Source organism: Streptomyces prunicolor NBRC 13075 (assembly GCF_000367365.1).
GTDB classification, from domain to species: Bacteria; Actinomycetota; Actinomycetes; order Streptomycetales; family Streptomycetaceae; genus Streptomyces; species Streptomyces prunicolor.
This window is the reverse complement of sequence record NZ_BARF01000021.1, coordinates 37,682-61,021: the sequence shown is the minus strand read 5'-3', so window position 1 is coordinate 61,021 and position 23,340 is coordinate 37,682. Positions and strand designations below refer to the sequence as shown.

Here is a 23,340-nt window from a genome sequence, read left to right as displayed (position 1 = left end):
AGTTCCCCCACAACAGCCCTTGGCGGAGGAGCGACCGGCCCTTTTGCGCCTTACGCTCGACGGACCGCACGACCCCCGTCACCCAACTCCAGAAGTTCCCGCCAGCGGAGGTTTCTGCTTTATGAAGCTCACCGTCGTCGGCTGCTCGGGGTCGTTCCCGTCCGCGGAATCGGCCTGTTCGAGCTACCTCGTAGAGGCCGACGGCTTCCGGCTGCTCCTCGACATGGGCAACGGCGCCCTTGGCGAGCTGCAGCGCCACTGCGGTCTCTACGACCTCGACGCGATCTTCCTCAGCCATCTGCACGCCGACCACTGCATCGACATGTGCGCGTACTTCGTCGCGCGCTACTACCGCCACGACGGCGGCCGCTGCGACCCCATCCCGGTCTACGGCCCCGAGGGCACCGAGCACCGCCTGACCACGGCCTACGCCGACACCCCCACCGCCTCCTCCATGAGCGAGGTCTTCGACTTCCACACGGTGAAGCCGTCCACGTTCGACATCGGCCCCTTCACCGTGCACACCGAGCGGGTCCGCCACCCCGTAGAGGCGTACGGCATCCGAGTCGAGCACGGTGGCCGGTCCCTGACGTACTCCGGCGACACGGGCGTCAGCGAGTCCCTCGACGAACTCGCCCGGGACACCGACCTGTTCCTGTGCGAGGCCGCGTTCACGCACGGCAAGGAGAACATCCCGGACCTCCACCTCAACGGCCGCGAGGCCGGCGAGACGGCGACCAGGGCGGGGGTCAGGCGATTGGTGCTGACCCACATCCCCCCGTGGACCGACCCCCAGGCCAACCTGGCCGACGCGCGCGAGGTCTACGCCGGACCGGTGGAACTGGCGGCGCCGAGAGCGTCGTACGAGATCTAGTTCTCCGTACCCGAAGGCCCCCCGCAGCCGTTGTTTTCCCTGGCTGCGAGGGGCTTTGCCGTACTGCGGCATAGTGGGGCGTGTAACCGTCACCCTTACACGCCCCTACACGCCCCTACACGCCCCGGGAGCGCGATGCCCACCAGCAGTCGCTTCGTCGTCGCCGTCCATGCCCTGGTCGCCCTCGCGGTCAGCGGCGACAAACCCCTGCGCTCCGAGGACCTCGCACACTCGGCCAGTACGAGCCCCGTGGTAATCCGTGGCCTGCTGTCCCGGCTGAGTGCCGCCGGGCTCACCAGGTCCCAACTCGGCGCGGGCGGTGGCGCGTTGCTGGCCAGGCCGGCCGAGGAGATCGGGCTGCTGGAGGTGTACCGGGCGGTGGAGGACACCCGTCTGTTCACCCTGCACCGCACCCCGCCGCCGCCGGACTGCGCGGTCGGCGGCAACATCGTGGGCGGTCTCCAGCCCGCGCTGACCCGTGCCCGCGAGGCGTTCGAGGCGGAACTGGACCACACCACGATCGCGGAGATCGCCGACGAGGTCGCCCGCCTCGGGAACTTCACGGTGCCGCTCGAATGGTGACCGGGTGACGTGATGGTTCGCGGCAGCGGTCGAAGGCCGAAATTAAGTGTCGCTGTGTCGCTTACACAATGCTAGTGTCGGGACGTCCGCCATCCCGGGCGGACGTCACTCACGACAGGAGCACCCGATGAGCAGCACCCCCTCGGCCGTCGACCTGCTGCGGCGCACCCTCGACACCTTCCTCGCCAAGGACATGAAGGCCTGGACGGATCTGTGCGCCGACGACGTCGTCGCCGAATTCCCGTTCGCCCCGGAAGGATCGCCGGCCCGGATCGAGGGCCGCGAGGCGCTCTACGACTACCTGCGCGGCTACCCCGACCTCATCGACATCCGCGAGATCCCCTCGGTGCGCGTCTACCCGACCGCCGACGAGAACGTGGCGATCGCGGAGTGGAGCGTCATCGGCAGCGTGGTCTCCAACGGCAACCCCTACAACATGAGTTACGCGACCTTCGTGACCTTCCGCGACGGGCTCGTCGTCACCTACCGCGAGTACTGGAACCCGAAGGTCTTCCTGGAGGCGCTCAGCGGCGACAGCTTCTGAGTAACCGCTCCTTTTCTGCCGTACTGCTTGCGGGGGCAAGTTGATGGGCGTAATCTTGCTTCCGCAAGCAAATAGGTGCGGATCTCGCGAAGACCCGGATCCCGCGGAGAAGGGGCTGTGATGAAAGCGATTCAGCAGTACGACTTCGGCGGGCCCGAGGTGCTCACCGTGACCGAGATCCCCGAACCCGCGCCGCGCGCCGGACGGGTCCGGGTCCGGGTGGCGGCGACCTCCGTGAACCCGGCGGACCTCGCTGCCCGCGCCGGATGGCTGCGCCAGGTGCTGCCCGACCTGGCACCGCCGTTCATCCTCGGCGCGGACCTCGCGGGCACGGTCGTCGACGGCGACGGACCGTTCGCCCCCGGCACCCGGGTCGCCGGGCTCGCGCCCTGGTTCGTCGACCAGGAGGGCACGTACGCGGAGGTCGTCTCCATCGACCCCGCCCATCTGGCGGAGATCCCGGCCGGGGTCGACGACATCACGGCGGCGTCCGTCCCGATCACCGCCGAGACCGCCTGGCAGGCCCTCGACCTGGGCGGGCTCGAAGCCGGGCGGACCGTGCTGGTCACCGGGGCGAGCGGCGCCATCGGCGGGTGGGCGGTCCAGCACGCGGCCGGGCGCGGCGCCAAGGTCGTCGCCGTGGCGTCGGACGGCGACGAGAAGTACGTCGAAGGTCTCGGCGCCGACATCGTCCTCGGGCGCTCGCGCGATGCGGGGGAACTCGCCGCCGCCGTACGGAAGTCGGTGCCCGGCGGGGTCGACGTCGTCGTGGACCCCGCGGGTATCGGCGGTGACCTGATCCACGCCGTGCGCGACGGCGGTGTCTTCGTCGTCATCGCGGTCGTGCCCGCCCCCGAACCGGAGCGCGGTGTCGATGTACGGCGTGTCAGCGCGCAGTCCGACGGCGCGCTGCTGGGCCGGATCCTCGCCGACGTCGCCGCGGGGACGAAGAAGACCCGGATCGGTCTGACCCTGCCGCTGACCGAGGCCGCCGAGGCGCACCGCAGGACCGAGAGCCGTTCGGTGCGCGGAAAGATCGTGCTCACGGTGTGAGCGGTCCGGCACGCGACGATGCCCGGTCCGGGGTGAACTCCGGGCCGGGCATCGGGTGTTGGACGGACCTACGCCTTGGTGAGGTCTTCCAGCTCCTCCTCGGGCTCGCGGCCCGGGGTGGGGAGGTTCCACTTGATGATCGCGAAGCGGAAGACGAAGTAGTAGATCGCGCCGAAGACCAGACCGATCGGGATGATCAGCCAGGGCTTGGTGGCCAGGTTCCAGTTCAGCGCGTAGTCGATGAAGCCCGCGGAGAAGGTGAAGCCCGCGTGGACGCCGAGCGCCCAGGTGACCGCCATGGAGAGGGCGGTCAGCACCGCGTGGATCGCGTAGAGCACCGGGGCGATGAACATGAACGAGAACTCGATCGGCTCGGTCACACCGGTCACGAAGGAGGTCAGCGCGAGCGAGATCATCATGCCCAGCACGGCCTTGCGGCGCTCGGGGCGGGCGGTGTGCGCCATGGCGAGCGCGGCGGCCGGCAGGCCGAACATCATGATGGGGAAGAAGCCCGACATGAACATTCCGGCGCTCGGGTCACCGGCGAAGAAGCGGGTCAGGTCACCGTGGACGACGGCGCCGGTGGAGTCCTTGTAGTCGCCGATCTGGAACCAGGCCACCGAGTTGACGAACTGGTGCATGCCGACCGGGATCAGACCGCGGTTGATCAGACCGAACAGACCGGCACCGAAGGCACCGAGACCGGTGATCCACTCACCGAAGTTCGAGATGCCCTCGCCGATCGGCTTCCAGATGAGGCCGAAGAAGACACCCATGATCGTGCCGACGAACGCCATGACGATCGGGACGAGACGGCGGCCGTTGAAGAAGCCGAGCCAGTCGACCAGCTTGGTCCGGTGGAACTTCTGCCACAGCACCGCGGAGAGCAGACCCATGATGATGCCGCCGAGGACACCGGGGTTGTTGTAAGTCGCGGGTACGTCCGCGCCCTTGAGGATCTGCGCGTCGGTGACGGGGAAGGCCTTGAGCACATTGCTGTAGACGAGGAAGCCGACGAGCGCCGCGAGCGCGGTGGAGCCGTCGGACTTCTTGGCGAAGCCGATCGCGACACCTATGCAGAACAGCAGCGGCAGGTTGTCGAATATCGCGCCACCGGCGGTGGCGAAGACCGCCGTCACCTTGTCCGGCAGATGCAGCTTGTCGTGGATGTCGGCCTGACCGAACCGGAGCAGGATGCCCGCCGCCGGAAGCACAGCGATCGGCAGCTGTAGGCTGCGACCGATCTTCTGCAGGCCCTGGAACAGGCCGGATCCCCACTTCTTCGCGGGGGCCGCCGTTGGCGCGGTGGCGGTGGACATAGACTTCCTCCATCGGGTGGTGGTCTACACCACTCAGTGGTGTAGACCTGTTGTAGCAGATGAAGTCCGCATAAAGGAACCCGCTGAATCTGCGACCGGATCGCTACGCCACGTACACGGTCACCCGCACGCCAAAAGGCCCCCGGACCGATGGTCCGAGGGCCCAACTCCCTTACGACGTCAGGCTTTTGTGACGTCCTCGCGCTCGTCCTCCGGCTCCCGCCCCGGCGTCTTCAGATCGAACTTCGTGATCGCGAAACGGAAGACGACGTAGTACACCGCCGCGAAGCACAGCCCGATCGGAATGATCGCCCACGGTTTCGTCGCCAGGTTCCAGTTGATCGCGTAGTCGATCAGACCGGCCGAGAAGCTGAAACCGTCGTGCACCCCGAGTCCCCAGGTGACCGCCATCGACACCCCGGTCAGCACCGCGTGGACCGCGTAGAGGACCGGCGCGATGAACAGGAACGAGTACTCGATGGGCTCGGTGATGCCGGTGACGAAGGAGGTCAGTGCGACCGAGAGCATCAGGCCGCCGACCTCCTTGCGACGGCTCGGCTTCGCGCAGTGTGCGATCGCGAGCGCCGCCGCCGGCAGCGCGAACATCATGATCGGGAAGAAGCCCGAGGTGAACTGCCCCGCGTTCGGGTCGCCCGCCAGGAACATGTTGATGTCACCGTGCACCACCGTCCCGTCCGGCTTCGTATAGCTGCCGAACTGAAACCAGATGGGCACGTTCAGGAACTGATGCAGCCCCACGACCAGCAGCGCCCGGTTGGCGAGACCGAACACCCCGGCGCCCAGCGCACCCCGGGCACTCAGCCAGTCGCTGAAGTGCTCGAGCCCGGTACCGATCGGCGGCCAGACCCACAGCGCCACCGCCGCGACCGCGATCGCCACGAACGACATGATGATCGGCACGAGACGGCGGCCGTTGAAGAAGCCGAGCCAGTCCACCAGCTTCGTACGGTGGTAGCGCGCCCAGAAGAACGCGGTCAGCAGCCCCAGCACGATCCCGCCGAACACCCCGGGATTCTGGTACGTGAACACCGACACCGAGTGGTCGGCGGCCTGGCATCCGATGCCGGGCACCACGTTCGTGCCGCCCGTGCAGTCCTTCGGGAACTGGCGCAACACGTTGTAGTAGACGAGGAAGCCGACGACTCCGGCCAGCGCCGTCGACCCGTCCGACTTCTTCGCCATGCCGATCGCGACACCGACGCAGAACAGCAGCGGCAGCCCGAGCTGCCCGTCGAGCAGCGCACCGCCCGCGCCCGCCATCACCTTCGAGACATTGGTCCACCCCAGCCCGTCGTCCCCGAACACGTCCGGCTGCCCGAGCCGGTTGAGGATGCCGGCCGCCGGCAGTACGGCGATGGGGAGTTGGAGACTGCGGCCCATCTTCTGCAGCCCTTGGAACAGGCTGCCCCAAAGGGTCCGCCCAGGACGGGCGGCGGCACTGTCGGCACTCATGGACGCCCCTCGGTAATGTGGTGTAGACCAGTTGGCGACGTGATCGTCACCATCATTCGGCACGCACGACATGACCGCTCGCGAAGCTGGGCCAACTGTGGGTTACTGCGACAAAGCGGTTCGGATCAGGGAGAGAACAACATGGCCACCAAGGCTGAGAAGATCGTTGCCGGACTGGGCGGCATCGACAACATCGAAGAGGTCGAGGGCTGCATCACCCGCCTGCGCACCGAGGTGAAGGACCCGGCCCTCGTCGACGAGGCCGCCCTGAAGGCTGCCGGCGCCCACGGCGTCGTCAAGATGGGCACGGCGATCCAGGTCGTCATCGGCACGGACGCGGACCCGATCGCGGCGGACATCGAAGACCTGATGTGAAGCGCGGGGATCGTTCCCGGCTTTGACCCGAGCGTCGACCCCGACTTCACCTACGGCGTCACGTACTGAGGGGCTCTTCCCACCGCGGGAGGAGCCCCTTCCCCATGTGCGGGCCGGACCTACCACTAGGCTCTTCGCCATGTCTCGCATCGACGGCCGAACCCCCGAACAGCTCCGCCCCGTCACCATCGAACGCGGCTGGAGCAAGCACGCCGAGGGCTCCGTCCTCGTCTCCTTCGGCGACACGAAGGTCTTCTGCACCGCCTCCGTCACCGAAGGCGTCCCCCGCTGGCGCAAGGGCAGCGGCGAGGGCTGGGTCACCGCGGAGTACTCCATGCTGCCCCGCGCCACCAACACCCGCGGCGACCGCGAGTCCGTCCGCGGCAAGATCGGCGGCCGTACCCACGAGATCAGCCGCCTCATCGGCCGCTCGCTGCGCGCGGTCATCGACTACAAGGCCCTCGGCGAGAACACCATCGTCCTCGACTGCGACGTCCTCCAGGCCGACGGCGGCACCCGTACGGCGGCCATCACCGGCGCGTACGTCGCGCTGGCGGACGCGGTGACCTGGGCCCAGGGCAAGAAGCTGATCAAGGCCGGCCGCCAGCCGCTGACCGGCACGGTGAGCGCCGTATCGGTCGGCATCGTAGGCGGAGTCCCGCTCCTGGACCTCTGCTACGAGGAGGACGTCCGCGCCGAGACCGACATGAACGTCGTCTGCACCGGCGACGGCCGCTTCGTCGAGGTCCAGGGCACCGCCGAGGCCGAGCCCTTCGCGCGCGACGAACTCAACGCCCTCCTCGACCTCGCGGTCGCCGGCTGCGACGAGCTGACCGCCGTACAGCGAAAGGCACTTGAGGCCGCGCTGGAGAAGTAAGAGGCTTGGGCGGTCAGGTAAAGGGCGCACCAAGGTCGTACCAAGAGAGGCGGGCCGCGGGGGCAACCCGGCGGCCCGCCCCCGCGTCCCTACGCATACGGAACGGAAACGGGGAGTGGCCGCCGAGGCCCGCCCCACGGGGAGGAAACCGAACCATGGCCGCCGCAAGCCGACGAAGCCGCAGCAGTCGCCGCCGTATCGCCATAGCCGCCACCGTCGCGGCGATCGGCCTGACCGGCGGCCTCGCCACCGGCTGCGACGCCGTCGACAAGGCCATCGACTGCGTCCAGACCGCCGACACCATCGCCGACAGCGTCACCGGCCTCCAACAGGCCGTGGAGAACGCGGCGAACGACCCCACCCAGACCGACCAGTCCCTCAACTCCATCGAGAAGGACCTCGACAAGATCGGCGACAAGACCGACAACGCGGACGTCAACAAGGCGGTGGACGACCTGAGTACGGCTGTCGACAACGTCCGTACGGCGGTCAAGAACGGCGACGACACCCCCGACATCAGCCCGGTCACGGACGCGGCGGGCGAACTGACGAAGGTCTGCACGTCGTAGGCGTAGGTAGGTTCATGGAGCCGGTTGGGATACTGACCGGCATGACACGCCTGATCCTCGCCACCCGCAACGCCGGCAAAATCACCGAACTGAGGTCCATCCTCACCGCCGCGGCCCTGCCCCACGACCTCGTCGGCGCGGAGTCGTACCCCGACATCCCCGACGTCAAGGAAACGGGCGTGACCTTCGCGGAGAACGCCTTGCTCAAGGCCCACGCCCTGGCTCAGGCAACGGGCCTCCCGGCGGTGGCGGACGACTCGGGCCTGTGCGTGGACGTCCTGAACGGCGCCCCCGGCATCTTCTCGGCCCGCTGGTCCGGCCAACACGGCGACGACCAGGCCAACTTGAACCTGCTCCTGGCCCAGCTGTCGGACATCGCGGACGAACACCGGGGCGCCCACTTCGCGTGCGCGGCGGCCCTGGCCCTGCCGGACGGCACGGAGCGGGTGGTCGAGGGGCAGCTGCGGGGCGTGTTGCGCCATGTGCCGGTGGGCACGAACGGGTTCGGCTACGACCCGATCCTCCAGCCGGAGGGTGAGACACGGACCTGCGCGGAACTGACGGCGGAGGAGAAGAACGCGATCAGCCATCGGGGGAAGGCGTTTCGGGCGTTGGTGCCGGTGGTTCGGGAGTTGTTGGGCTGACGTAGAAGGGGCCGCCCAATAGGACGGCCCCCTCTATATGTGCGGCCTGAGGGATTCGAACCCTCACGGGATTTCTCCCATCGCGCCCTAAACGCGAGGCGTCTGCCGTTCCGCCAAGGCCGCCCATATCGGTCATTGCGCTCGACCGGTAGGCCCAGTGTACGGGGAGATCAGGTCACCCGGCGAGGGGTATCGACCCTTTCCGGCGGCACCACGTCTCCGTCAGTGCATGGCAGTTGGGGCACAGGTATCGCAGATTCTCGCTACGGTTGTCGCGCCAGTCTCCGTTGACATGGTCGATCTGCAAAGTGATCGGCTGCCCCAGCCACTCCCCTTTGTTGCCGCAGGTCTCACATGTGTAGGGTGCTCCGATCTCGCTCAGTGCACGGTGGAGCTGCGTCCTGTTGGTTCGCCCGGTGTGATGGGGGAGTACAACGAGAACGCGGTGGGCGGTGGGTGCCGGCGCTGAACGTTCCGGCCGCCCCCATGGCTTGCGTGTGAAGTGGCTGGTGTCGAGACCGAGTCGAGTCGCCGCGCGCCGAACCCGCAGGTGATTGGTGTCGTTGACGCCAAGGCAGAGACCACGCATCACGTCGGCGTAGCTGGTGGAGTGCTGCACGAGGTCACGGAGTCTGCCCTCGGGAATCGGTATGCGTTGGTGCGAGAAGTGCTCCATGTCGATGCACTGGGCGCGCAGCATGCGATGCAGGACCGCACGCGAGCGGCTGTCGTCCGGTACCCCCAGGGCGCGAGCCACACCGCGCACGCTGGACGCTCTTTCGGCAGCCGCCTTGAGTTCTTCTGTGGTGAAGGGCAGGTCCAGGTTGGGTCTGTCGATGCCGGGGAAGTGGCTGATGTCGATGCCGGCCGCGTGAATGCGGCGTCGAATGTGCAACAGAGTCCCGGTGGCCGGGGTGGCGCCGAGCTTCAAAGCCACCTCGCGCAGCGAGGAGGACGAGGCGGCGGCTTCGGCGATGGCCGAGTCCGGGTATTTGCTCCACGGGCTTCGTTTGACGAAGTGGCTCGTGTCGAGCCCGTGCCCCGCCACTTTCTCCTGGAGTACACGTCGTTGCCCGCCACTTGCCCTGAGCCCGAGCCGCCGCATCAAGTCGGCCCAATTGCGGGCCTCGGCGACGACTGGTGTGAGTTGTTCCTTGCCGTACACGCACTTCACCTCTCCGTTGTCGACCACACGTTCGTTGCCTCGAACGGAGTAACGAGCTGCTTATCGGACAGTCACGTCCGAAACGTAAAGCGGTTGGTAGACTGTGGGTCGCTGAAGCCTCCAGGCGCGGACCCTCGTCCACCCGGGAGGCTTTTTTCATGACCTCTTTCACGGCAACGGCGCACGTGCACGTACGACCAGCCACCCCCGCCGACCGCCCCACCGTCGAGCGGCTCTGGCTGATGTTCCGGCATGACATGTCCGAGTTCGAGACGCGCGAGCGACTTCAACTGCCCAATGCCGACGGCACGTTCCGCAGTGAGCGGGTGGACGCGGCGTTCGATGGCGGGGACGGGGACTGGGCGCCGTATCTCTTCGTGAGCGGCGGGCATCCCGTCGGGTTCGCCTTTGTGCGGGCGGTCGGTGCGCCCACCCGGATCCTCAACAGCTTCTTCGTCGTGCGCGGTGCCCGGCGGGCCGGGGTCGGGATGCGGGCCGTGCGGGAGGTCGTCGCGCGGTATCCGGGGGAGTGGGAGGTCGCGTTCCAGGATGCCAATCCGGGGGCCGTGGCGTTCTGGCGGCGGGTCGGTGAAGAGCTCGCCCCGGGGGAGTGGGGCGAGGAGCGCAGGCCGGTGCCCGGACGGCCCGACCTGGCTCCTGATGTGTGGGTGTCGTTCAGGTACGGAAAGGCGGTAGAGGCCTAGAACCCTGGAACCCTAGACGCCCAGATCCTTGATGATCTTCGCCACGTGGCCCGTCGCCCGTACGTTGTACAGCGCGTGTTCGACCTTGCCGGACTCGTCCACGATGATCGTGGAGCGGATCACGCCCATGTAGGTCTTGCCGTAGTTCTTCTTCTCGCCGAAGGCCGCGTAGGCGTCGAGGACCTTCTTGTCGGGGTCCGCGAGGAGGGTGATCTTGAGGTTCTCCTTCTCGCGGAACTTGGCGAGCTTCTCCGGCTTGTCGGGGGAGATGCCGAGGACGTCGTAGCCGGCGCCCGTCAGCAGTTCCAGGTTGTCCGTGAAGTCGCAGGCCTGCTTGGTGCAACCCGGGGTCAGGGCCGCCGGGTAGAAATAGACGATGACCTTGCGGCCCTTGTGGTCGGCGAGGGAGACCTCGTTGCCGTCGGCGTCGGGGAGCGTGAAGGCGGGGGCAACGTCCCCGGGCTGGAGTCGTTCACTCATCGCGCTAGCGTAACCGGGGGTGCTGACAGTGCACTCCGCGCGAGAGCTGACAGACTGTCCGGCACAAGTACCAGCAGACTTCGGAGGCCGTACGGTGACGGACACGTCGAACACGCCGGACACCAGAACCCCGGCGCAGATCGAGGCGGACATCAAGCGTCGCCGCGATGTCCTCGCCGACACGCTCGACGAGATCGGGGTGCGGGTGCACCCGAAGACCATCGTGGGCGACGCGAAGGCCAAGGTCGCGTCCAGCATCGATCACACCCTCGGCAGGGCGTACGTCGGCGTCAACCGGGTCGTGAGTGACGTCAAGGGTCAGTTCGTGGACGAGGAGGGTGCGCCGCGCGTCGAGCGGATCGTTCCTGTCGCTCTCGTCGCCGTCGGGGTCGTGGGCCTGTTCGTCCTCGGGTCCCGGCGTCGTAGCGGTCGTAAGGGCTGAAACCGTGGGTGACCCGCCCGCGTACGGACGGGTCCTGGGCAGGTAGGTTCGTGGGCGTGAGCGCCAAGAGAGACGAGCAGAGCACCCAGCACGACAAGCTGCCCATCCGGATGCTGCACGACCGTGTGCTCGTGCGGCAGGACAAGAGCGAGGGCGAGCGGCGTTCGGGTGGCGGGATCCTGATCCCCGCGACGGCCGCGGTCGGGCGGCGGCTGGCCTGGGCCGACGTCGTCGCCGTGGGCCAGAACGTGCGGACCGTGGAGCCCGGCGACCGGGTCCTCTACGACCCCGAGGACCGCGCCGAGGTCGAGGTGCGCGGGGTCGCCTACGTCCTCATGCGCGAGCGGGATCTGCACGCCGTCGCCGCCGACCGGTTCGAGGGGTCCGAGGACTCGACCGGGCTGTACCTGTAGGACGCGTACCTGTAAGCGGCAAGCCTCGAAGGGGCTGGTGACCATGGTCACCAGCCCCTTCGCCGTGCGCCCCCGTTCAGCGACCGCTGTCACTGAGACCGGCGGTCACTCCTTCTTACGACCCGTGCTCTGCGGGCCCGCCGTCGTCCCCCCGGTCGTCGTGCCGTCGGTGGTGCCGTCCGTCGTCGTCCCCGTCGTGCCGCCCGTCGTCGTGGTGCCGCCGTCCGTGGTCGTGCCCGTCGTGCCGCCGTCGGTGGTGGTCGTGCCGCCGTCCGTCGTCGTGCCGCCCGTGGTCGTGGTGCCCGTCGTGCCGCCGGTCGTCGTCGTGGTGCCGCCGTCGGTGGTGGTCGTACCCCCGTCGGTCGTGCCGCCCTGCGTCTGACCCTGGCCGCCGGTCGTGGTCGTGCCGCCGTTGTCCTGGTCGCCCGTCGTCGCCGGCTGGCTGGGCTGGAGGCTCGGGGGCGCGACGGTCTCGGCGCCCTCCTGGAGGTCGAGGTCGAAGTCGCTCGCCTCGGTGCCCTTGAGGGCGGACTTGGTGAACTGGGCCCAGATCTCGGCGGGCGCCCCGCCGCCGTTGATGCGTTCGAGGCCCATCGCGCCGTAGAGCGACTTGTGGGCGGCGGTGGTCGGGTCCTGCCCCATGACCGAGACGACCGTCGCCAGGTCCGGGGTGTAGCCCGCGAACCAGGCCGCCGTGTCCTCCTCCGCCGTGCCGGTCTTGCCGGCCGCCGGGCGGTCGGCGGCCTGGGCCGCGGTCGCCGTGCCGTTGTCGACGACGCTCTGCAGGACCGAGGTGGTGGTGTCGGCGGACTCGCGGCTCACCGCGCGGGTGGTCTTCCGCTCCGGCAGCTTGATCTCGGCCGTGCCGTCCTTGGTGATCTTCGAGATCATCGTGTACGTGTGCCGCTGACCGTGGTTGGCGAGCGTGGCGTACGCCTCCGCCATGTCGAGGACACTCGCGGTGGACGGGCCGAGCGCGATGGACGGGGTCGCGGTCAGGTCGGGGGTGTCGGAGGGGATGCCGAGGTCGACGGCTGTCTGCTTGACCTTCGTGGGGCCCACGTCGACCGCCATCTGCGCGTACACCGAGTTGACGGACTTGTCCGTCGCCGTACGGACGGTGATGTCGCCGTAGGAGGCCTGGTCCTCGTTCTCGGGGGCGTACGAGCCGCCGCTCCAGCCTTCCACGGGGCGCTTGTTGGTGCCGTCGTAGTAGGTGTTCGGCGTGATGGTCTGGCCGTCCTGGGTCTGCGAGTCGTTCTGGATGGCCGACGCGAGGACGAACGGCTTGAAGGTGGAGCCCACTTGGAAGTCGCCGCGGGTCGCGCCGTTCGTGTACTGCTTCACGTAGTCGATGCCGCCGTACATCGCGACGATGTTGCCGGTCTTGGGGTCGACCGAAGCGCCGCCCGCGCGCACGTAGTTGTCGACCTTGCGGCTCTTCTTGTCGAGCTTGGACATGACTTGGTCGTTGACGGCCTTCACGAAGGCGTCCTGCTTGCTCTTCTGGAGCGTGGTGGTGATGCGGTAGCCGCCGGCTTCGAGGGTGTCCGCGTCGATGATCTTGTTGGTGGTGAGGTAGTCCTTGATCGCGCCGACGATGTAACCCCGCTGCCCGGACATGCTCGTTGAGGCCGTCGCCTCCTTCGGCATGGGGAACTTCATGCCGGCCCGCGCGGACTCGGTGAGCCAGCCCTTCTTGACCATGCCGTCGAGCACGTAGTTCCAACGGGCCACCGCCGCGGCCTTGTTCTCCGGATGCGCTACGACGTCGTACTCGCTCGGCGCGTTCAACAGCGCGGCGAGGTAGGCGCCGCGGCCCGCGTCGAGGTCGGTGGCGTCCTTGCCGTAGTAGGCCTGGGCGGCGGCCTGGATGCCGTAGGCGTTGCGGCCGAAGTAGCTGGTGTTGAGGTAGCCCTCCAGGATCTCGGCCTTGGACTCCGTGCGGTCCAGCTTGATCGAGATGAAGAACTCCTTCACCTTGCGGGTGACGGTCTGTTCCTGGCCCAGGTAGTAGTTCTTGACGTACTGCTGGGTGATCGTCGAGCCGGACTGGGTGCCCTTGCCGGTCGCGGTGTTCCACGCGGCGCGGACCATCGCCTTGGGGTCGACGGCGGACTCGGTGAAGAAGTCCCGGTCCTCGGCGGCCAGTACGGCGTGCTGGGCGTTCGCGGAGATCTGGGCGAGGCCGACGTTCTCGCGGTTGACCTCGCCGTCGCGGGCCAGTTGGGAGCCGTCCGCGTACAGGTACACGTTGGACTGCTTGGTGGCGAGCGCGTTGGCCGGCGGGATCTTGACCATCGAGTAGCCCAGATAGAACGCGCCGATCAGCAGCGCCACCAGCGCGATGAACCCGACGAGCGTCATGCGCCAGGTCGGAATGGCCCGCCGCCAGCCGGTGCGCTTGGGCCGCTTGGCCTTCTTGGGCTTCCCGCTGCCGGGCGCTCCGGGCGCCTCGGGTGCGGCAGCCGCTTCCGGCTCTCTCGGTGCCCAGCCCTGGTTCGGCTGCTGCGGCTGCGGCTGGTCGCTCATCTCGTGCACGGACTCCTGTTTCGCGTCGTACGGTCCCCTACGCCCTCGCGTACGTTCCTGTACGGCCTTGTGCGCTTCTGCGCCCCCAGACGAAGACTCTCGCACCATGCGTTCCGTTCCCGCCGATCGGCACGCACTTGCCCGGAAAATGCGTGGCGTGCGTCACCACCTGCGGACTAGGCTCCTGCGCTTCGGTGTCAAGACGTGGTGGAGGGTGGTTTCTGTGGGCGCTGGGCGGTTGTACGCGGCCGTCGCGGCGGGGGGTTTCAGGCGGTACGCGACGTACCGGGCGGCGACGCTCGCCGGGGTGTTCACCAACACCGTCTTCGGTGTCGTCCTCGTCTACACCTACCTGGCGCTGTGGGACGAGCGCCCGCATCTCGGGGGGTACGACCAGGCGCAGGCGGTGACGTACGTGTGGCTGGGGCAGTGCCTGTACGCGACGCTGGCGATCCAGGGCGGCGGGTTCGAGAAGGACCTGATGGAGCGGATCCGGACAGGCGACATCGCCGTCGACCTGTACCGGCCGGCCGACCTCCAACTGTGGTGGCTGGCAAGCGACTTCGGGCGGGCGATGTTCCAGCTGCTGGGCCGGGGCGTGATCCCGTTCGTGTTCGGCTCGCTGTTCTTCCCGATGGCGCTGCCCACGGACGTCACGTCCTGGGCGGCCCTCCTGGTGGCGCTGCTGCTGGCGATCCTCGTCAGCTTCGGCATCCGCTATCTCGCCGCCCTGAGCGTGTTCTGGCTGATGGACGGCACGGGCATCAACCAGGCCACGATGATCCTGGGGATCTTCTGCTCGGGCATGGTGCTCCCGCTGAACGCCTTCCCGGGCCCGCTCGGCGACATCGTCCGCGTGCTGCCGTGGGCGGCGCAGATCCAGATGCCGGCGGATGTGCTGATGGGGAAGACCGCTCCGCTCCACGCGTACGTCTTCCAGGCGACCTGGGCGGTGGTGCTGCTCACGGCGGGGCGGCTGATGCAGTCGGCGGCGACGCGGAGGGTGGTGGTGCAGGGTGGCTGAGACGACCCGAACGAGTGAGGGGGCGTTCCTTCGGCACCCGGGTGACGGTGAACTGCCGCGCTGGCGCGAGGGGTTGCGTGCCTACGGCATGATCGCCGGGATGTGGATCCGGTCGAGCATGACCTACCGCGCGTCCTTCGTCATCACCGTGATCGGCAACCTGCTGGTGACCGGCCTGGACTTCGTCACGATCCTGCTGATGTTCTCGCAGGTCCACTCGCTGGGCGGCTGGTCCCTGCCCGAAGTTGCCTTCCTCTACGGTCTGTCGGCCACCGCGTTCGGCATCTCCGACCTGGTCCTCGGCTCGATGGACGTGCTGGGCGCCCGCATCCGCGACGGCTCCTTCGACACCCTGCTCGTACGCCCGGCGCCGGTGCTGGCCCAGATCGGCGCCGACCGGTTCGCCCTGCGCCGCCTCGGCCGGATCACCCAGGGCGGACTGGTGCTGGGGTACGCGCTGCTCCACATCGACGTCAACTGGACTGTCGGGAAGCTGCTGTTGGTGCCGATGATGCTGCTCTGCGGCGCGGCGATCTTCGGGGCGCTGTTCGTGGCGGGCGCGGCCTTCCAGATCCTGGCGCAGGACGCGGCCGAGGTGCAGAACGCGTTCACGTACGGCGGCACCACGCTGCTGCAGTATCCGCCGGCCGTGTTCGGCAAGGACTTCGTGCGGGGCGTGACCTTCATGCTGCCGCTCGCCTTCGTCAACTGGGTGCCCGCGTCCTATGTGTTGGGGCGGCCGTACCCGCTGGACCTGCCGCCGGGCGCGGAGTTCGCCTCGCCGCTGGTGGCACTCGCCTTCTGCGCGCTGGCCGGGCTGGCCTGGCGCGCCGGGCTCAAGTCGTACCGAAGTACTGGGAGTTGACGGTGACAGAGCAGGCGTTCATCGAACTGGACCACGTCGAGAAGGTCTTCGACGTGCGCAAGAAGACCGGGTTCATGAAACGGGAGCGGCGCCAGGTGCGGGCCGTCGACTCGATCTCCTTCACCGTGGCCCGCGGCGAGATGGTCGGCTACATCGGCCCGAACGGCGCCGGGAAGTCGACCACCATCAAGATGCTGACCGGCATCCTCACCCCGAGCGGGGGCCGGCTGCGGGTGGCCGGCATCGACCCGTCCCGCGAACGCACCCGCCTTGCGCACCGCATCGGCGTGGTCTTCGGCCAGCGGACCACCCTCTGGTGGGACCTCCCGCTGATCGACTCGTACAACCTGATGCACCGCATGTACCGCATCCCGGACGCCCGTTACGCCGAGAACCTCGACCGCTGTGTCGAACTCCTCGAACTGGGCGCCCTGTTGGACGTCCCCGTACGGCAACTCTCCCTGGGGCAGCGGATGCGCGGCGACATCGCGGCGGCCCTGCTGCACGACCCCGAGGTGCTCTACCTCGACGAGCCGACCATCGGCCTGGACGTCATCTCCAAGGCCAAAGTCCGGGAGTTCCTGCGGGACTTGAACGCCGAGCAGGGCACCACGGTCCTCCTGACCACCCATGACCTCCAGGACATCGAGCAGCTCTGCTCCCGCGTGATGGTCATCGACCACGGGCGCCTGATGTACGACGGCCCCCTCGCCGGGCTGCACGAGGCGGGGGAGAGCGAGCGGACCCTAGTCGTCGACCTGGAACGGGAGTTGCCCCCGATCGAGGTGCCGGACGCGCGGGTGGTGAAGGTGGAGGGCCCCCGGCAGTGGCTGGCGTTCCCGGCGTCGGAGTCGGCGGCTCCGCTGGTCGCGCGGATCGCGGCGGAGTACCCGATGGTGGACCTGTCGGTGCGCGAGCCGGACATCGAGGCGGTGATCGCCAAGATGTACGTGGAACAGGCCGAGAAAGCAGTCTCCTAGACCGGGGTGAAGTCACCTCATGGCCCTGCGCGGAGTGACCTCGTAGGCTGCTCTGTATGACCGACGACGCAGTCCCGGAGCTCCGCGCATCCGACGCCGACCGTGAGCGAGTCGCCGAGGTGCTGCGCGACGCCGTCGCGGAGGGCCGCCTCGACATGGAGGAGTTCGAGGAGCGTCTGGAGGCGACGTACAAGGCGCGGACATACGGCGAACTCACCCCCATCACCCGCGACCTGCCCGTCGCCGGGGTCACCCCGCCGCCGGTGAACATGGTCAAGGAGGCGGTGGACAGCGGGAGTTGGGCCGGACGGATCGTTGGCGGCGAGGGGTCCTCGACCGGTGCCGTGGCCGTCCTGTCCGGGTTCCAGCGCAAGGGGCGGTGGACGGTCCCGAAGCGGTTCACCTGCTTCTCCTTCTTCGGCGGCGGCGAACTCGACCTGCGCGAGGCGAACTTCGCGGACCGCGAGGTCGAGATCAACTGCATCGCGATCATGGGCGGCGTCCAGGTCATCGTGCCGCCGGGCGTTGAGGTCGTCGTCCGCGGCATCGGCATCATGGGTGCCTTCGACCAGAGCCAGGAGGGTGTGCCGGGCGACCCGGGCGCCCCGCGCGTGATCATCACGGGCTTCGCTTTCTGGGGCGGCGTCGGTGTGGAACGCAAGGTGACGAGGGCGGAACGGCAGCGCCTCAAGGAGGAGCGCCGCCAGGAGAAGCTGGAGCGCGGCTCGTCCGCCAAGCAGCTCTACGGCTCCCACCACGACGCCGTGTCCGGCCTGCACGACGCCCACCGCGAGGCCATGGACGAACACCGCGAGGCGATGCGGCGCAGGCACGAGGAGCGCAGGGAACGGCACGAGGAGCGGCGCGAGCGGCAGCGGGAGCGGCGGGACCGCAGGCACCGGGACTGGGACTGAGGTCTTCTTTCGGCGGGGGCTGAGGTTTTGCGGGGGCTGAGGTTTTTTCGGCGGGGACTGATCCGCCGTCAGTTCACAACTGGGCCGGCACCGCGCCCTTGAGGTCCGCGAGATCGACGGTGCGGGCCATCTGCCGGTAGCCCCGGTCGCTGGGGTGGAGATGGTCGCCCGAGTCGTACTCGGGGGCGAGCCTGCGCGCGTCGTACGGGTCGCGCAGCGCCTTGTCGAAGTCGACGACGGCGTCGTAGACCGTGCCGCTCCTGATCCCCGCGTTGACCTGCTGGCGTACGACCTCCCGGGCCGCCGAGAAGCGGGGGTAGCCGCCGAAGGGCATCAGGGTGGCGCCGACGACCTTGATGCCGTGGGCGTGCGCCTGGCGGACCAGGGTGCGCAGGCCGGAGAGGATGTGGTCGGCGCGGGCGCCGTGCAGGGTGTCGTTGACGCCGAGGTCGACGACGACGACCTTGACGTTCGGACGGCCGAGCACGTCCCGGGTGAAGCGGTCGAGGCCGCTCTGGTTCTCGACGGGCCGGCCGGCCTTGCCGGTGAGTATCTGGTTACCGCTGATGCCCTCGTTGACGACGCTGTAGCGGGGCACGTCCTGCCCGGCGGCGACGGCCGCGCGCAGCCGCTGCGAAAAGGCGTCGGGCCAGCGGCGGTTGGCGCTCTCGGTCGAGGTGGAACCGTCGGTTATCGAGTCGCCGAACGCGACGACCGTGCCGTCCGCCTGGCTGCTCAGCACGTCCACGGCGGTCAAGTAGCGCCAGATCGCGGTGCGTTCACGGTACGGCGTGCCGGTCCCGTCCTCGGTGCGGTCGCTGTCGGCGAGGTAGGAGATCTGCCGTGCGTACGGGTGGTAGGTGACCGGCCCCGACGCGGTGGGGGAGTAGGTGGTGACCAACAGGTCTGCGCCCTGCGGGACTTGGAGGCGCACGGCGTCGCTGAGCGTCTGCTGCCCGGCCGGCACGGTGACCGAGGTCGCGCCGCCGAAGGTCAGTCGGCGCATGGTGCCCTTGGCCGCGGCGGAGCTGTTGTGACCGGCGGCTACGGCGATCGAGGCGTGCGTGAGGGTGAGCGGGGTCTGGCCGTAGAGGTTGGACAGGGTGATCCGGGCGCTCGTCCCGCCCGCGCTCGTGTGGACGACGTTGCGCACCGAGCGGCCCGCCATGCCGGTCTGCTCCGTACCGGCCTCGCCGCCCACCGGGGCGGCGGCCCACGCGCCCACCCAGCTGCCGGCCGAGGCGGGGGCGGCGGAGTTGTGGGGGGAGCGGGCGCCGGAGGAGTTCTTGCCGTCGTCGCCCGGGCCTCCGTCGCCCGCGGCGGCCCCGACGTATATGCAGACGGAAAGGACCGCGATCAGGGTGATGATCGCGGACAGCAGGGCACGCTGCTTTGTGGGGGACACCCCCACGCCACCATCACGTCGCTTGGTCACGCGGTGCGGATCTCCTCGGGGTGACTGGCAGGGCCCTGCCATTTTGCCCGATCGGGTGACTGCGGGAACTCCTGTTCCGTTCTGGGAGTCGGTCAGGAAGGGACAATATGTACGGTACCGGCGAACGGGTGGAGCGGATGGAACGGACAGAGGCGGGGTTGGGGGCGGCGACCGAGAGTGACGGGTCCCGCCGCACGATGACCACGTTCAGCGCGGCCGACCAGGAGCGTCAGCGTGGCGTCCGCCGGATGAAACTGACGGCGCTCGCCCTGTTGCTCTTCGTGGCCGTTGTCTACGTGCTCGCGAAATGGGCGTCGAACTCGGGCGCCGGTCCCTGGGCGGGCTATGTCGCCGCGGCGGCCGAGGCGGGCATGGTCGGTGCGATGGCCGACTGGTTCGCGGTCACCGCGCTCTTCCGTCGTCCGCTGGGCCTGCCCATCCCGCACACCGCGATCATCCCCACCAAGAAGGACCAACTGGGCGTCTCCCTGGGCGAGTTCGTCGGCGAGAACTTCCTCTCCGAGGAGGTCGTACGGCAACGTCTGCGCGCGGTCGGTATCGGCAGCCGCCTCGGCGCCTGGCTGGCCGTACCGGAACACGCGGACCGGGTGACGGCCGAGCTGTCGGCGGCGCTGAGGGGCGCGCTGACGGTGCTGCGGGACTCCGATGTGCAGGCGATCGTCGGCGAGGCGATCACCCGCCGGGCCGATGCCCAGGAGATCGCGCCCGGGATCGGGAAGACGCTGGAGAAGATCGTGGCCGACGGCGGTCACAAACGGGTCGTCGACCTGATCGTCGCCCGCGCGCACGACTGGCTGGTCCTCCACGACGAGCAGGTCATGGACGCGGTCGAGGGCGGTGCCCCCGGCTGGACCCCGAGGTTCGTCGACAAGCGCATCGGCGAGCGCGTCTACAAAGAACTCCTCCGTTTCGTCACCGAGATGCGTGACATGCCCTCGCACCCGGCCCGCGGCGCCCTGGACCGCTTCCTCGGCGACTTCGCCGCCGACCTCCAGTCCGACACGGAGACCCGCGCGCGCGTGGAGCGCCTCAAGGGCGAGGTCCTCGGCCGCGGCGAGGTCCAGGACCTGATCGCCAGCGCGTGGACGTCCGTACGCTCGATGATCGTCTCGGCCGCCGAGGACGAGCGCAGTGAGCTACGGCTGCGGGTGCGGGCGTCGCTGCTGTCGCTGGGCGCGCGGATGGCCGTGGAGCCGAAGCTTCAGGAGAAGGTCGACGGCTGGGTGGAGGGCGCGGCGGTGTACGTCGTGACGACGTACCGCAAGGAGATCACCTCCCTCATCACGGACACGGTGGCGGGCTGGGACGCGGAGCACACCACCCGGAAGATCGAGGCGAACATCGGGCGCGACCTGCAGTTCATCCGGATCAATGGCACGGTGGTGGGGTCGTTGGTGGGCTTGTTGATCTATACGGTGACGCGGCTGGTGGGGGTGTAGGGGCCGATTCCCGGGGGCACCCGGAGGGGGTTCGCTCGACGAGGAGGAACCCACATGGCCAGCGCGAGTGCGAGTGAGAGTGCGAGTGCCGAGACCCCGGCCGGGAGCGGTGGCCGGACGATCACCTCGTCCATCCCCGCCCGGCTCGACCGCCTCCCGTGGTCCCGCTGGCACTGGACGATCGTCATCGGCCTCGGCACCGTATGGATCCTGGACGGCCTGGAGGTCACGGTCGTCGGCAACATCGCGAGCCGCCTCTCCGAGCCGGGCAGCGGGCTGCCGATCAGCTCGGGCCAGGTCACCGGTATCGCGGCGGCGCTGTATGTGGCGGGCGCTTGCTCGGGCGCCCTGTTCTGGGGCCACCTCACCGACCGCTACGGCCGTAAAAAACTCTTCATGATCACGCTGGCAGTGTATTTGGCGGCGACGGCCCTCACCGCGGCCTCCTTCTCCACCTGGTGGTTCTTCACGTTCCGCTTCCTCACGGGCTTCGGTATCGGCGGCGAGTACGCGGCGATCAACTCCGCGATCGACGAACTGATCCCGGCGTACTGCCGAGGCCGCGTCGACCTCGTCATCAACGGCAGCTTCTGGGTGGGCGCCGTGGGCGGTTCGCTGCTGTCGATCGTCGCGCTGAACACGAGCATCTTCGCGGCGGACGTGGGCTGGCGGCTGACCTTCGCGCTGGGCGCCGTACTCGCGCTGGTCATCCTCCTCGTACGACGGCACGTCCCGGAGAGCCCACGCTGGTTGCTGATCCACGGGCGGGACCGGGAGGCGGACGAGGTGGTGACGTCGATCGAGCGCCGGATCGAGGCCGAGCAGGGGCACGAACTGCCGCCCGCCGAGGGCGAGATCACCATCCACCAGCGCAAGAGCGTGTCGTTCGGGGAGATCGCCCGCACGATCTTCCGCGACTACCCGAAGCGGGCGACGCTCGGCTTCTCCCTCTTCATCGGCCAGGCGTTCCTCTACAACGCGATCACCTTCGGCTTCGGCGCGATCCTGACGAAGTTCTTCAACGTGCCTACGGGCAACACCGGTTACTACTTCGCGGTCATCGCGGTCGGCAACTTCCTGGGCCCGCTGCTGCTGGGGAGGCTGTTCGACACGGTCGGGCGCCGGGTGATGATCTCGTCGACGTACCTGCTCTCGGGGTTGTTGTTGTTCGGTACGGCCTGGCTGTTCGACCGGGGATCGCTGAGCGCGACCACGATGACGGCGTGCTGGTGCGCGGTGCTGTTCTTCGCGTCGGCGGGCGCGTCCAGCGCGTATCTGACGGTGTCGGAGATCTTCCCGATGGAGACCCGGGCGATGTCGATCGCCTTCTTCTACGCCCTGGGCACGGCGGCCGGTGGCATCAGCGGGCCGTTGCTGTTCGCGGACCTCACGGGGACGGGGAAGGTCGGGGACACGGTGCTCGCGTTCCAGATCGGGGCGGGGTTGATGTGCGCGGCGGGGTTGGTGGCGGCGCTGCTGGCGGTGCGGGCGGAGGGGCGGTCGTTGGAGGATGTGGCTACGCCGTTGACGGCGGTGGATGCGAAAGTCGCGCCGGCGTCTCCGTGACCCGGGGATCTGAGTACTCGTACTCTGTCGCGGCCCCGGCGGTGACGGAACCCTCGTACACATGACCGAGAAGCTGCTGAGCCCCCTGCGGACGCGCCCCTGGCCGGAACGCTGGCTGACCCGGATGCTCGGTGCGGGGGTCGCGACGGTGGCGTACGTCATCTGCGTTCCGGCGGGATCGGTGCCGGTGTCGGTGGCGGGCGAGGTGTCCGGTGGCGGTGGGGTGGCGCTCGCGGTGATCCTGGTGTTCCTGGCGGGGTATGTCGGTCACCGGGACGATCTGGCTTGGCCGTTACTGCTGGTGGCGGCGCCGCCCGCGGTGTTGATGTACGTGTCGTTCGAGTCGGAACAGCCGCTCGCGTGGGCGTTCGCGACGCTGGTGATCGCGGCGGGGGCGTTGGTCGCGGCGACGGTGGGACGCTGTTTCAGGCCGCGCGGCGGGGAGGACTCGGCGGACGGGCTGCTGTGCGCCGCCGCGGGCAGGTGAGTCGGGTGGCTGGGCGGCACTGAGGCCTGGGGAGGTCTGTCGTCGGGTGCGGGCCGGTGGGGGCTGGTCGCGCAGTTCCCCGGCAAGGAAGCGATCGTGGCGGGCGTCTTCGGCCTGGGCCACGGCGTGGCGTTCTCCTTCGTGCTCGCCGAAATGCACCTGTCCACAGTCCAGTTGGCGAGCAGTCTGCTGGCTTTCAACCTGGGCATCGAACTGGTCCAACTCCTGCTGGTCTGCCTGGCGTTGCCGTCGCTGCTGGTCCTCGCGAGGTTGCGGGCGCAGCCCGCGCTGCGGGTGGGCGGTGCGCTGATCACGGCCGCGGCGGCGGTCGGTTGGCTGGTGGATCGGTTGGGGGTGCCCAACCCGGTGGCCAGGGCTGCCGACAGTGCGGGGTCGCATACGACGGGCATGCTGACGGTTCTTGTGGTGGCGGCGGTCGTGGCGGGTGCGTGGGCGCTGGTCGAACGCCAACGCCAACGCCAACGCCAACGCCAACGCCAACGCCAACGCGAGCGCGGGCTGGGGGAATTGGGGACGGCGGCGTAGGGGACGTAGAAGACGCG

The 23,340-nt window shown here is 68.8% G+C and carries 25 protein-coding genes and 1 tRNA gene; 19 read left to right on the top strand and 7 right to left on the bottom strand.

Annotation, left to right across the window (positions count from 1 at the left end; translation table 11 throughout):
• The first annotated feature begins 121 nt into the window (after positions 1 to 121).
• From SPR02S_RS09520 to SPR02S_RS09505, 4 genes are all read left to right on the top strand, one after another.
• Positions 122 to 874 carry an MBL fold metallo-hydrolase gene (locus SPR02S_RS09520; RefSeq protein WP_019056717.1) on the top strand — a complete coding sequence of 251 codons (753 nt, stop codon included), beginning with the start codon at positions 122 to 124 and terminating at the stop codon, positions 872 to 874.
• A 135-nt stretch (positions 875 to 1,009) separates the two neighbouring features.
• Complete coding sequence (locus SPR02S_RS09515; protein ID WP_019056716.1) at positions 1,010 to 1,456, top strand: Rrf2 family transcriptional regulator; 447 nt, start codon at positions 1,010 to 1,012, stop codon at positions 1,454 to 1,456.
• A gap of 127 nt (positions 1,457 to 1,583) precedes the next feature.
• Positions 1,584 to 2,000 carry a nuclear transport factor 2 family protein gene (locus SPR02S_RS09510; RefSeq protein ID WP_019056715.1) on the top strand — a complete coding sequence of 139 codons (417 nt, stop codon included), beginning with the start codon at positions 1,584 to 1,586 and terminating at the stop codon, positions 1,998 to 2,000.
• Positions 2,001 to 2,120: 120 nt separating this feature from the next.
• A complete protein-coding gene (locus SPR02S_RS09505) occupies positions 2,121 to 3,053 on the top strand; it encodes an NADP-dependent oxidoreductase (protein WP_019056714.1) in 933 nt (310 codons plus the stop codon).
• Positions 3,054 to 3,121: 68 nt separating this feature from the next.
• On the opposite strand, the gene SPR02S_RS09500 is transcribed toward SPR02S_RS09505, so the two are convergent.
• Both SPR02S_RS09500 and SPR02S_RS09495 read right to left on the bottom strand, forming a co-directional pair.
• The gene (locus SPR02S_RS09500) at positions 3,122 to 4,372 is read right to left on the bottom strand and encodes a PTS transporter subunit EIIC (RefSeq protein ID WP_019056713.1); all 1,251 of its coding nucleotides are present in this window, start codon (positions 4,370 to 4,372) and stop codon (positions 3,122 to 3,124) included.
• A gap of 180 nt (positions 4,373 to 4,552) precedes the next feature.
• On the bottom strand, positions 4,553 to 5,845 hold the full coding sequence (locus SPR02S_RS09495; protein WP_019056712.1) for a PTS transporter subunit EIIC: 1,293 nt from the start codon (positions 5,843 to 5,845) through the stop codon (positions 4,553 to 4,555).
• Positions 5,846 to 5,860: 15 nt separating this feature from the next.
• Here SPR02S_RS09495 and SPR02S_RS09490 point away from each other — a divergent pair, with 15 nt between their 5' ends.
• The 4 genes from SPR02S_RS09490 (at position 5,861) to rdgB (ending at position 8,310) form a co-directional block, all read left to right on the top strand.
• Positions 5,861 to 6,220, top strand: coding sequence for a PTS sugar transporter subunit IIB (locus tag SPR02S_RS09490; RefSeq protein ID WP_281169871.1), 360 nt, complete (start codon positions 5,861 to 5,863; stop codon positions 6,218 to 6,220).
• Between the two features lie 139 nt (positions 6,221 to 6,359).
• Positions 6,360 to 7,097, top strand: coding sequence for a ribonuclease PH (gene rph, locus SPR02S_RS09485; RefSeq protein ID WP_019056710.1), 738 nt, complete (start codon positions 6,360 to 6,362; stop codon positions 7,095 to 7,097).
• Between the two features lie 155 nt (positions 7,098 to 7,252).
• On the top strand, positions 7,253 to 7,666 hold the full coding sequence (locus tag SPR02S_RS09480) for a hypothetical protein (RefSeq protein WP_019056709.1): 414 nt from the start codon (positions 7,253 to 7,255) through the stop codon (positions 7,664 to 7,666).
• Positions 7,667 to 7,707: 41 nt separating this feature from the next.
• Positions 7,708 to 8,310 carry an RdgB/HAM1 family non-canonical purine NTP pyrophosphatase gene (gene rdgB, locus SPR02S_RS09475; protein ID WP_019056708.1) on the top strand — a complete coding sequence of 201 codons (603 nt, stop codon included), beginning with the start codon at positions 7,708 to 7,710 and terminating at the stop codon, positions 8,308 to 8,310.
• Positions 8,311 to 8,350: 40 nt separating this feature from the next.
• Here rdgB and SPR02S_RS09470 read toward each other — a convergent pair.
• Positions 8,351 to 8,433 (bottom strand) — tRNA-Leu (locus SPR02S_RS09470).
• A 52-nt stretch (positions 8,434 to 8,485) separates the two neighbouring features.
• Entirely contained in the window at positions 8,486 to 9,475 is a 990-nt protein-coding gene (locus SPR02S_RS62960) for an HNH endonuclease (protein WP_245607534.1), read from the bottom strand.
• Positions 9,476 to 9,633: 158 nt separating this feature from the next.
• On the opposite strand from SPR02S_RS62960, the gene SPR02S_RS09460 reads away from it, so the two are divergent.
• Complete coding sequence (locus SPR02S_RS09460) at positions 9,634 to 10,179, top strand: GNAT family N-acetyltransferase (protein ID WP_019056706.1); 546 nt, start codon at positions 9,634 to 9,636, stop codon at positions 10,177 to 10,179.
• A 12-nt stretch (positions 10,180 to 10,191) separates the two neighbouring features.
• Here the strand turns inward: SPR02S_RS09460 and bcp are convergent, their stop codons facing one another.
• On the bottom strand, positions 10,192 to 10,659 hold the full coding sequence (bcp, locus tag SPR02S_RS09455; RefSeq protein ID WP_019056705.1) for a thioredoxin-dependent thiol peroxidase: 468 nt from the start codon (positions 10,657 to 10,659) through the stop codon (positions 10,192 to 10,194).
• A gap of 94 nt (positions 10,660 to 10,753) precedes the next feature.
• Between bcp and SPR02S_RS09450 the strand changes: the two genes are divergently transcribed.
• Positions 10,754 to 11,101, top strand: a complete 348-nt coding sequence (locus SPR02S_RS09450) for a DUF3618 domain-containing protein (protein WP_019056704.1) — start codon at positions 10,754 to 10,756, stop codon at positions 11,099 to 11,101.
• Between the two features lie 56 nt (positions 11,102 to 11,157).
• Complete coding sequence (locus SPR02S_RS09445; RefSeq protein WP_026150372.1) at positions 11,158 to 11,514, top strand: GroES family chaperonin; 357 nt, start codon at positions 11,158 to 11,160, stop codon at positions 11,512 to 11,514.
• 105 nt (positions 11,515 to 11,619) lie between these two features.
• Here SPR02S_RS09445 and SPR02S_RS09440 read toward each other — a convergent pair whose 3' ends face one another.
• A complete protein-coding gene (locus tag SPR02S_RS09440) occupies positions 11,620 to 14,046 on the bottom strand; it encodes a transglycosylase domain-containing protein (RefSeq protein ID WP_019056702.1) in 2,427 nt (808 codons plus the stop codon).
• 223 nt (positions 14,047 to 14,269) lie between these two features.
• Between SPR02S_RS09440 and SPR02S_RS09435 the strand changes: the two genes are divergently transcribed.
• The 4 genes from SPR02S_RS09435 (at position 14,270) to SPR02S_RS09420 (ending at position 17,829) form a co-directional block, all read left to right on the top strand.
• On the top strand, positions 14,270 to 15,070 hold the full coding sequence (locus SPR02S_RS09435; RefSeq protein ID WP_043258182.1) for an ABC transporter permease: 801 nt from the start codon (positions 14,270 to 14,272) through the stop codon (positions 15,068 to 15,070).
• Between the two features lie 88 nt (positions 15,071 to 15,158).
• On the top strand, positions 15,159 to 15,935 hold the full coding sequence (locus tag SPR02S_RS09430; RefSeq protein ID WP_052346956.1) for an ABC transporter permease: 777 nt from the start codon (positions 15,159 to 15,161) through the stop codon (positions 15,933 to 15,935).
• A gap of 2 nt (positions 15,936 to 15,937) precedes the next feature.
• Entirely contained in the window at positions 15,938 to 16,915 is a 978-nt protein-coding gene (locus SPR02S_RS09425) for an ABC transporter ATP-binding protein (RefSeq protein ID WP_019056699.1), read from the top strand.
• A gap of 56 nt (positions 16,916 to 16,971) precedes the next feature.
• Positions 16,972 to 17,829 carry a DUF1707 SHOCT-like domain-containing protein gene (locus SPR02S_RS09420; RefSeq protein ID WP_019056698.1) on the top strand — a complete coding sequence of 286 codons (858 nt, stop codon included), beginning with the start codon at positions 16,972 to 16,974 and terminating at the stop codon, positions 17,827 to 17,829.
• A 73-nt stretch (positions 17,830 to 17,902) separates the two neighbouring features.
• Here the strand turns inward: SPR02S_RS09420 and SPR02S_RS09415 are convergent, their stop codons facing one another.
• Positions 17,903 to 19,264 (bottom strand): SGNH/GDSL hydrolase family protein, encoded by a 1,362-nt coding sequence (locus SPR02S_RS09415; protein ID WP_043258181.1) that lies wholly within the window; start codon positions 19,262 to 19,264, stop codon positions 17,903 to 17,905.
• Positions 19,265 to 19,371: 107 nt separating this feature from the next.
• Between SPR02S_RS09415 and SPR02S_RS09410 the strand changes: the two genes are divergently transcribed.
• The 4 genes from SPR02S_RS09410 to SPR02S_RS09395 all read left to right on the top strand — a co-directional run bounded on the left by SPR02S_RS09410 (position 19,372) and on the right by SPR02S_RS09395 (position 23,323).
• Positions 19,372 to 20,724, top strand: coding sequence for a DUF445 domain-containing protein (locus tag SPR02S_RS09410; protein WP_019056696.1), 1,353 nt, complete (start codon positions 19,372 to 19,374; stop codon positions 20,722 to 20,724).
• A gap of 54 nt (positions 20,725 to 20,778) precedes the next feature.
• Positions 20,779 to 22,290 carry an MFS transporter gene (locus tag SPR02S_RS09405; RefSeq protein ID WP_019056695.1) on the top strand — a complete coding sequence of 504 codons (1,512 nt, stop codon included), beginning with the start codon at positions 20,779 to 20,781 and terminating at the stop codon, positions 22,288 to 22,290.
• Positions 22,291 to 22,351: 61 nt separating this feature from the next.
• The gene (locus tag SPR02S_RS09400) at positions 22,352 to 22,777 is read left to right on the top strand and encodes a hypothetical protein (RefSeq protein ID WP_019056694.1); all 426 of its coding nucleotides are present in this window, start codon (positions 22,352 to 22,354) and stop codon (positions 22,775 to 22,777) included.
• 96 nt (positions 22,778 to 22,873) lie between these two features.
• The gene (locus SPR02S_RS09395) at positions 22,874 to 23,323 is read left to right on the top strand and encodes a HupE/UreJ family protein (protein ID WP_019056693.1); all 450 of its coding nucleotides are present in this window, start codon (positions 22,874 to 22,876) and stop codon (positions 23,321 to 23,323) included.
• The last annotated feature ends 17 nt before the right edge of the window (positions 23,324 to 23,340 follow it).

What these genes read in the sequence shown, in the direction of transcription:
- SPR02S_RS09520 (WP_019056717.1), top strand. Translation starts at nt 122, where the DNA reads ATGAAGCTCACCGTCGTCGGCTGCTCGGGGTCGTTCCCGTCCGCGGAA.
- SPR02S_RS09515 (WP_019056716.1), top strand. Translation starts at nt 1,010, where the DNA reads ATGCCCACCAGCAGTCGCTTCGTCGTCGCCGTCCATGCCCTGGTCGCC.
- SPR02S_RS09510 (WP_019056715.1), top strand. Translation starts at nt 1,584, where the DNA reads ATGAGCAGCACCCCCTCGGCCGTCGACCTGCTGCGGCGCACCCTCGAC.
- SPR02S_RS09505 (WP_019056714.1), top strand. Translation starts at nt 2,121, where the DNA reads ATGAAAGCGATTCAGCAGTACGACTTCGGCGGGCCCGAGGTGCTCACC.
- SPR02S_RS09500 (WP_019056713.1), bottom strand. Translation starts at nt 4,372, where the DNA reads ATGTCCACCGCCACCGCGCCAACGGCGGCCCCCGCGAAGAAGTGGGGA.
- SPR02S_RS09495 (WP_019056712.1), bottom strand. Translation starts at nt 5,845, where the DNA reads ATGAGTGCCGACAGTGCCGCCGCCCGTCCTGGGCGGACCCTTTGGGGC.
- SPR02S_RS09490 (WP_281169871.1), top strand. Translation starts at nt 5,861, where the DNA reads ATGTGGTGTAGACCAGTTGGCGACGTGATCGTCACCATCATTCGGCAC.
- rph (WP_019056710.1), top strand. Translation starts at nt 6,360, where the DNA reads ATGTCTCGCATCGACGGCCGAACCCCCGAACAGCTCCGCCCCGTCACC.
- SPR02S_RS09480 (WP_019056709.1), top strand. Translation starts at nt 7,253, where the DNA reads ATGGCCGCCGCAAGCCGACGAAGCCGCAGCAGTCGCCGCCGTATCGCC.
- rdgB (WP_019056708.1), top strand. Translation starts at nt 7,708, where the DNA reads ATGACACGCCTGATCCTCGCCACCCGCAACGCCGGCAAAATCACCGAA.
- SPR02S_RS09460 (WP_019056706.1), top strand. Translation starts at nt 9,634, where the DNA reads ATGACCTCTTTCACGGCAACGGCGCACGTGCACGTACGACCAGCCACC.
- bcp (WP_019056705.1), bottom strand. Translation starts at nt 10,659, where the DNA reads ATGAGTGAACGACTCCAGCCCGGGGACGTTGCCCCCGCCTTCACGCTC.
- SPR02S_RS09440 (WP_019056702.1), bottom strand. Translation starts at nt 14,046, where the DNA reads ATGAGCGACCAGCCGCAGCCGCAGCAGCCGAACCAGGGCTGGGCACCG.
- SPR02S_RS09430 (WP_052346956.1), top strand. Translation starts at nt 15,159, where the DNA reads ATGATCGCCGGGATGTGGATCCGGTCGAGCATGACCTACCGCGCGTCC.
- SPR02S_RS09420 (WP_019056698.1), top strand. Translation starts at nt 16,972, where the DNA reads ATGACCGACGACGCAGTCCCGGAGCTCCGCGCATCCGACGCCGACCGT.
- SPR02S_RS09410 (WP_019056696.1), top strand. Translation starts at nt 19,372, where the DNA reads ATGTACGGTACCGGCGAACGGGTGGAGCGGATGGAACGGACAGAGGCG.
- SPR02S_RS09405 (WP_019056695.1), top strand. Translation starts at nt 20,779, where the DNA reads ATGGCCAGCGCGAGTGCGAGTGAGAGTGCGAGTGCCGAGACCCCGGCC.
- SPR02S_RS09400 (WP_019056694.1), top strand. Translation starts at nt 22,352, where the DNA reads ATGACCGAGAAGCTGCTGAGCCCCCTGCGGACGCGCCCCTGGCCGGAA.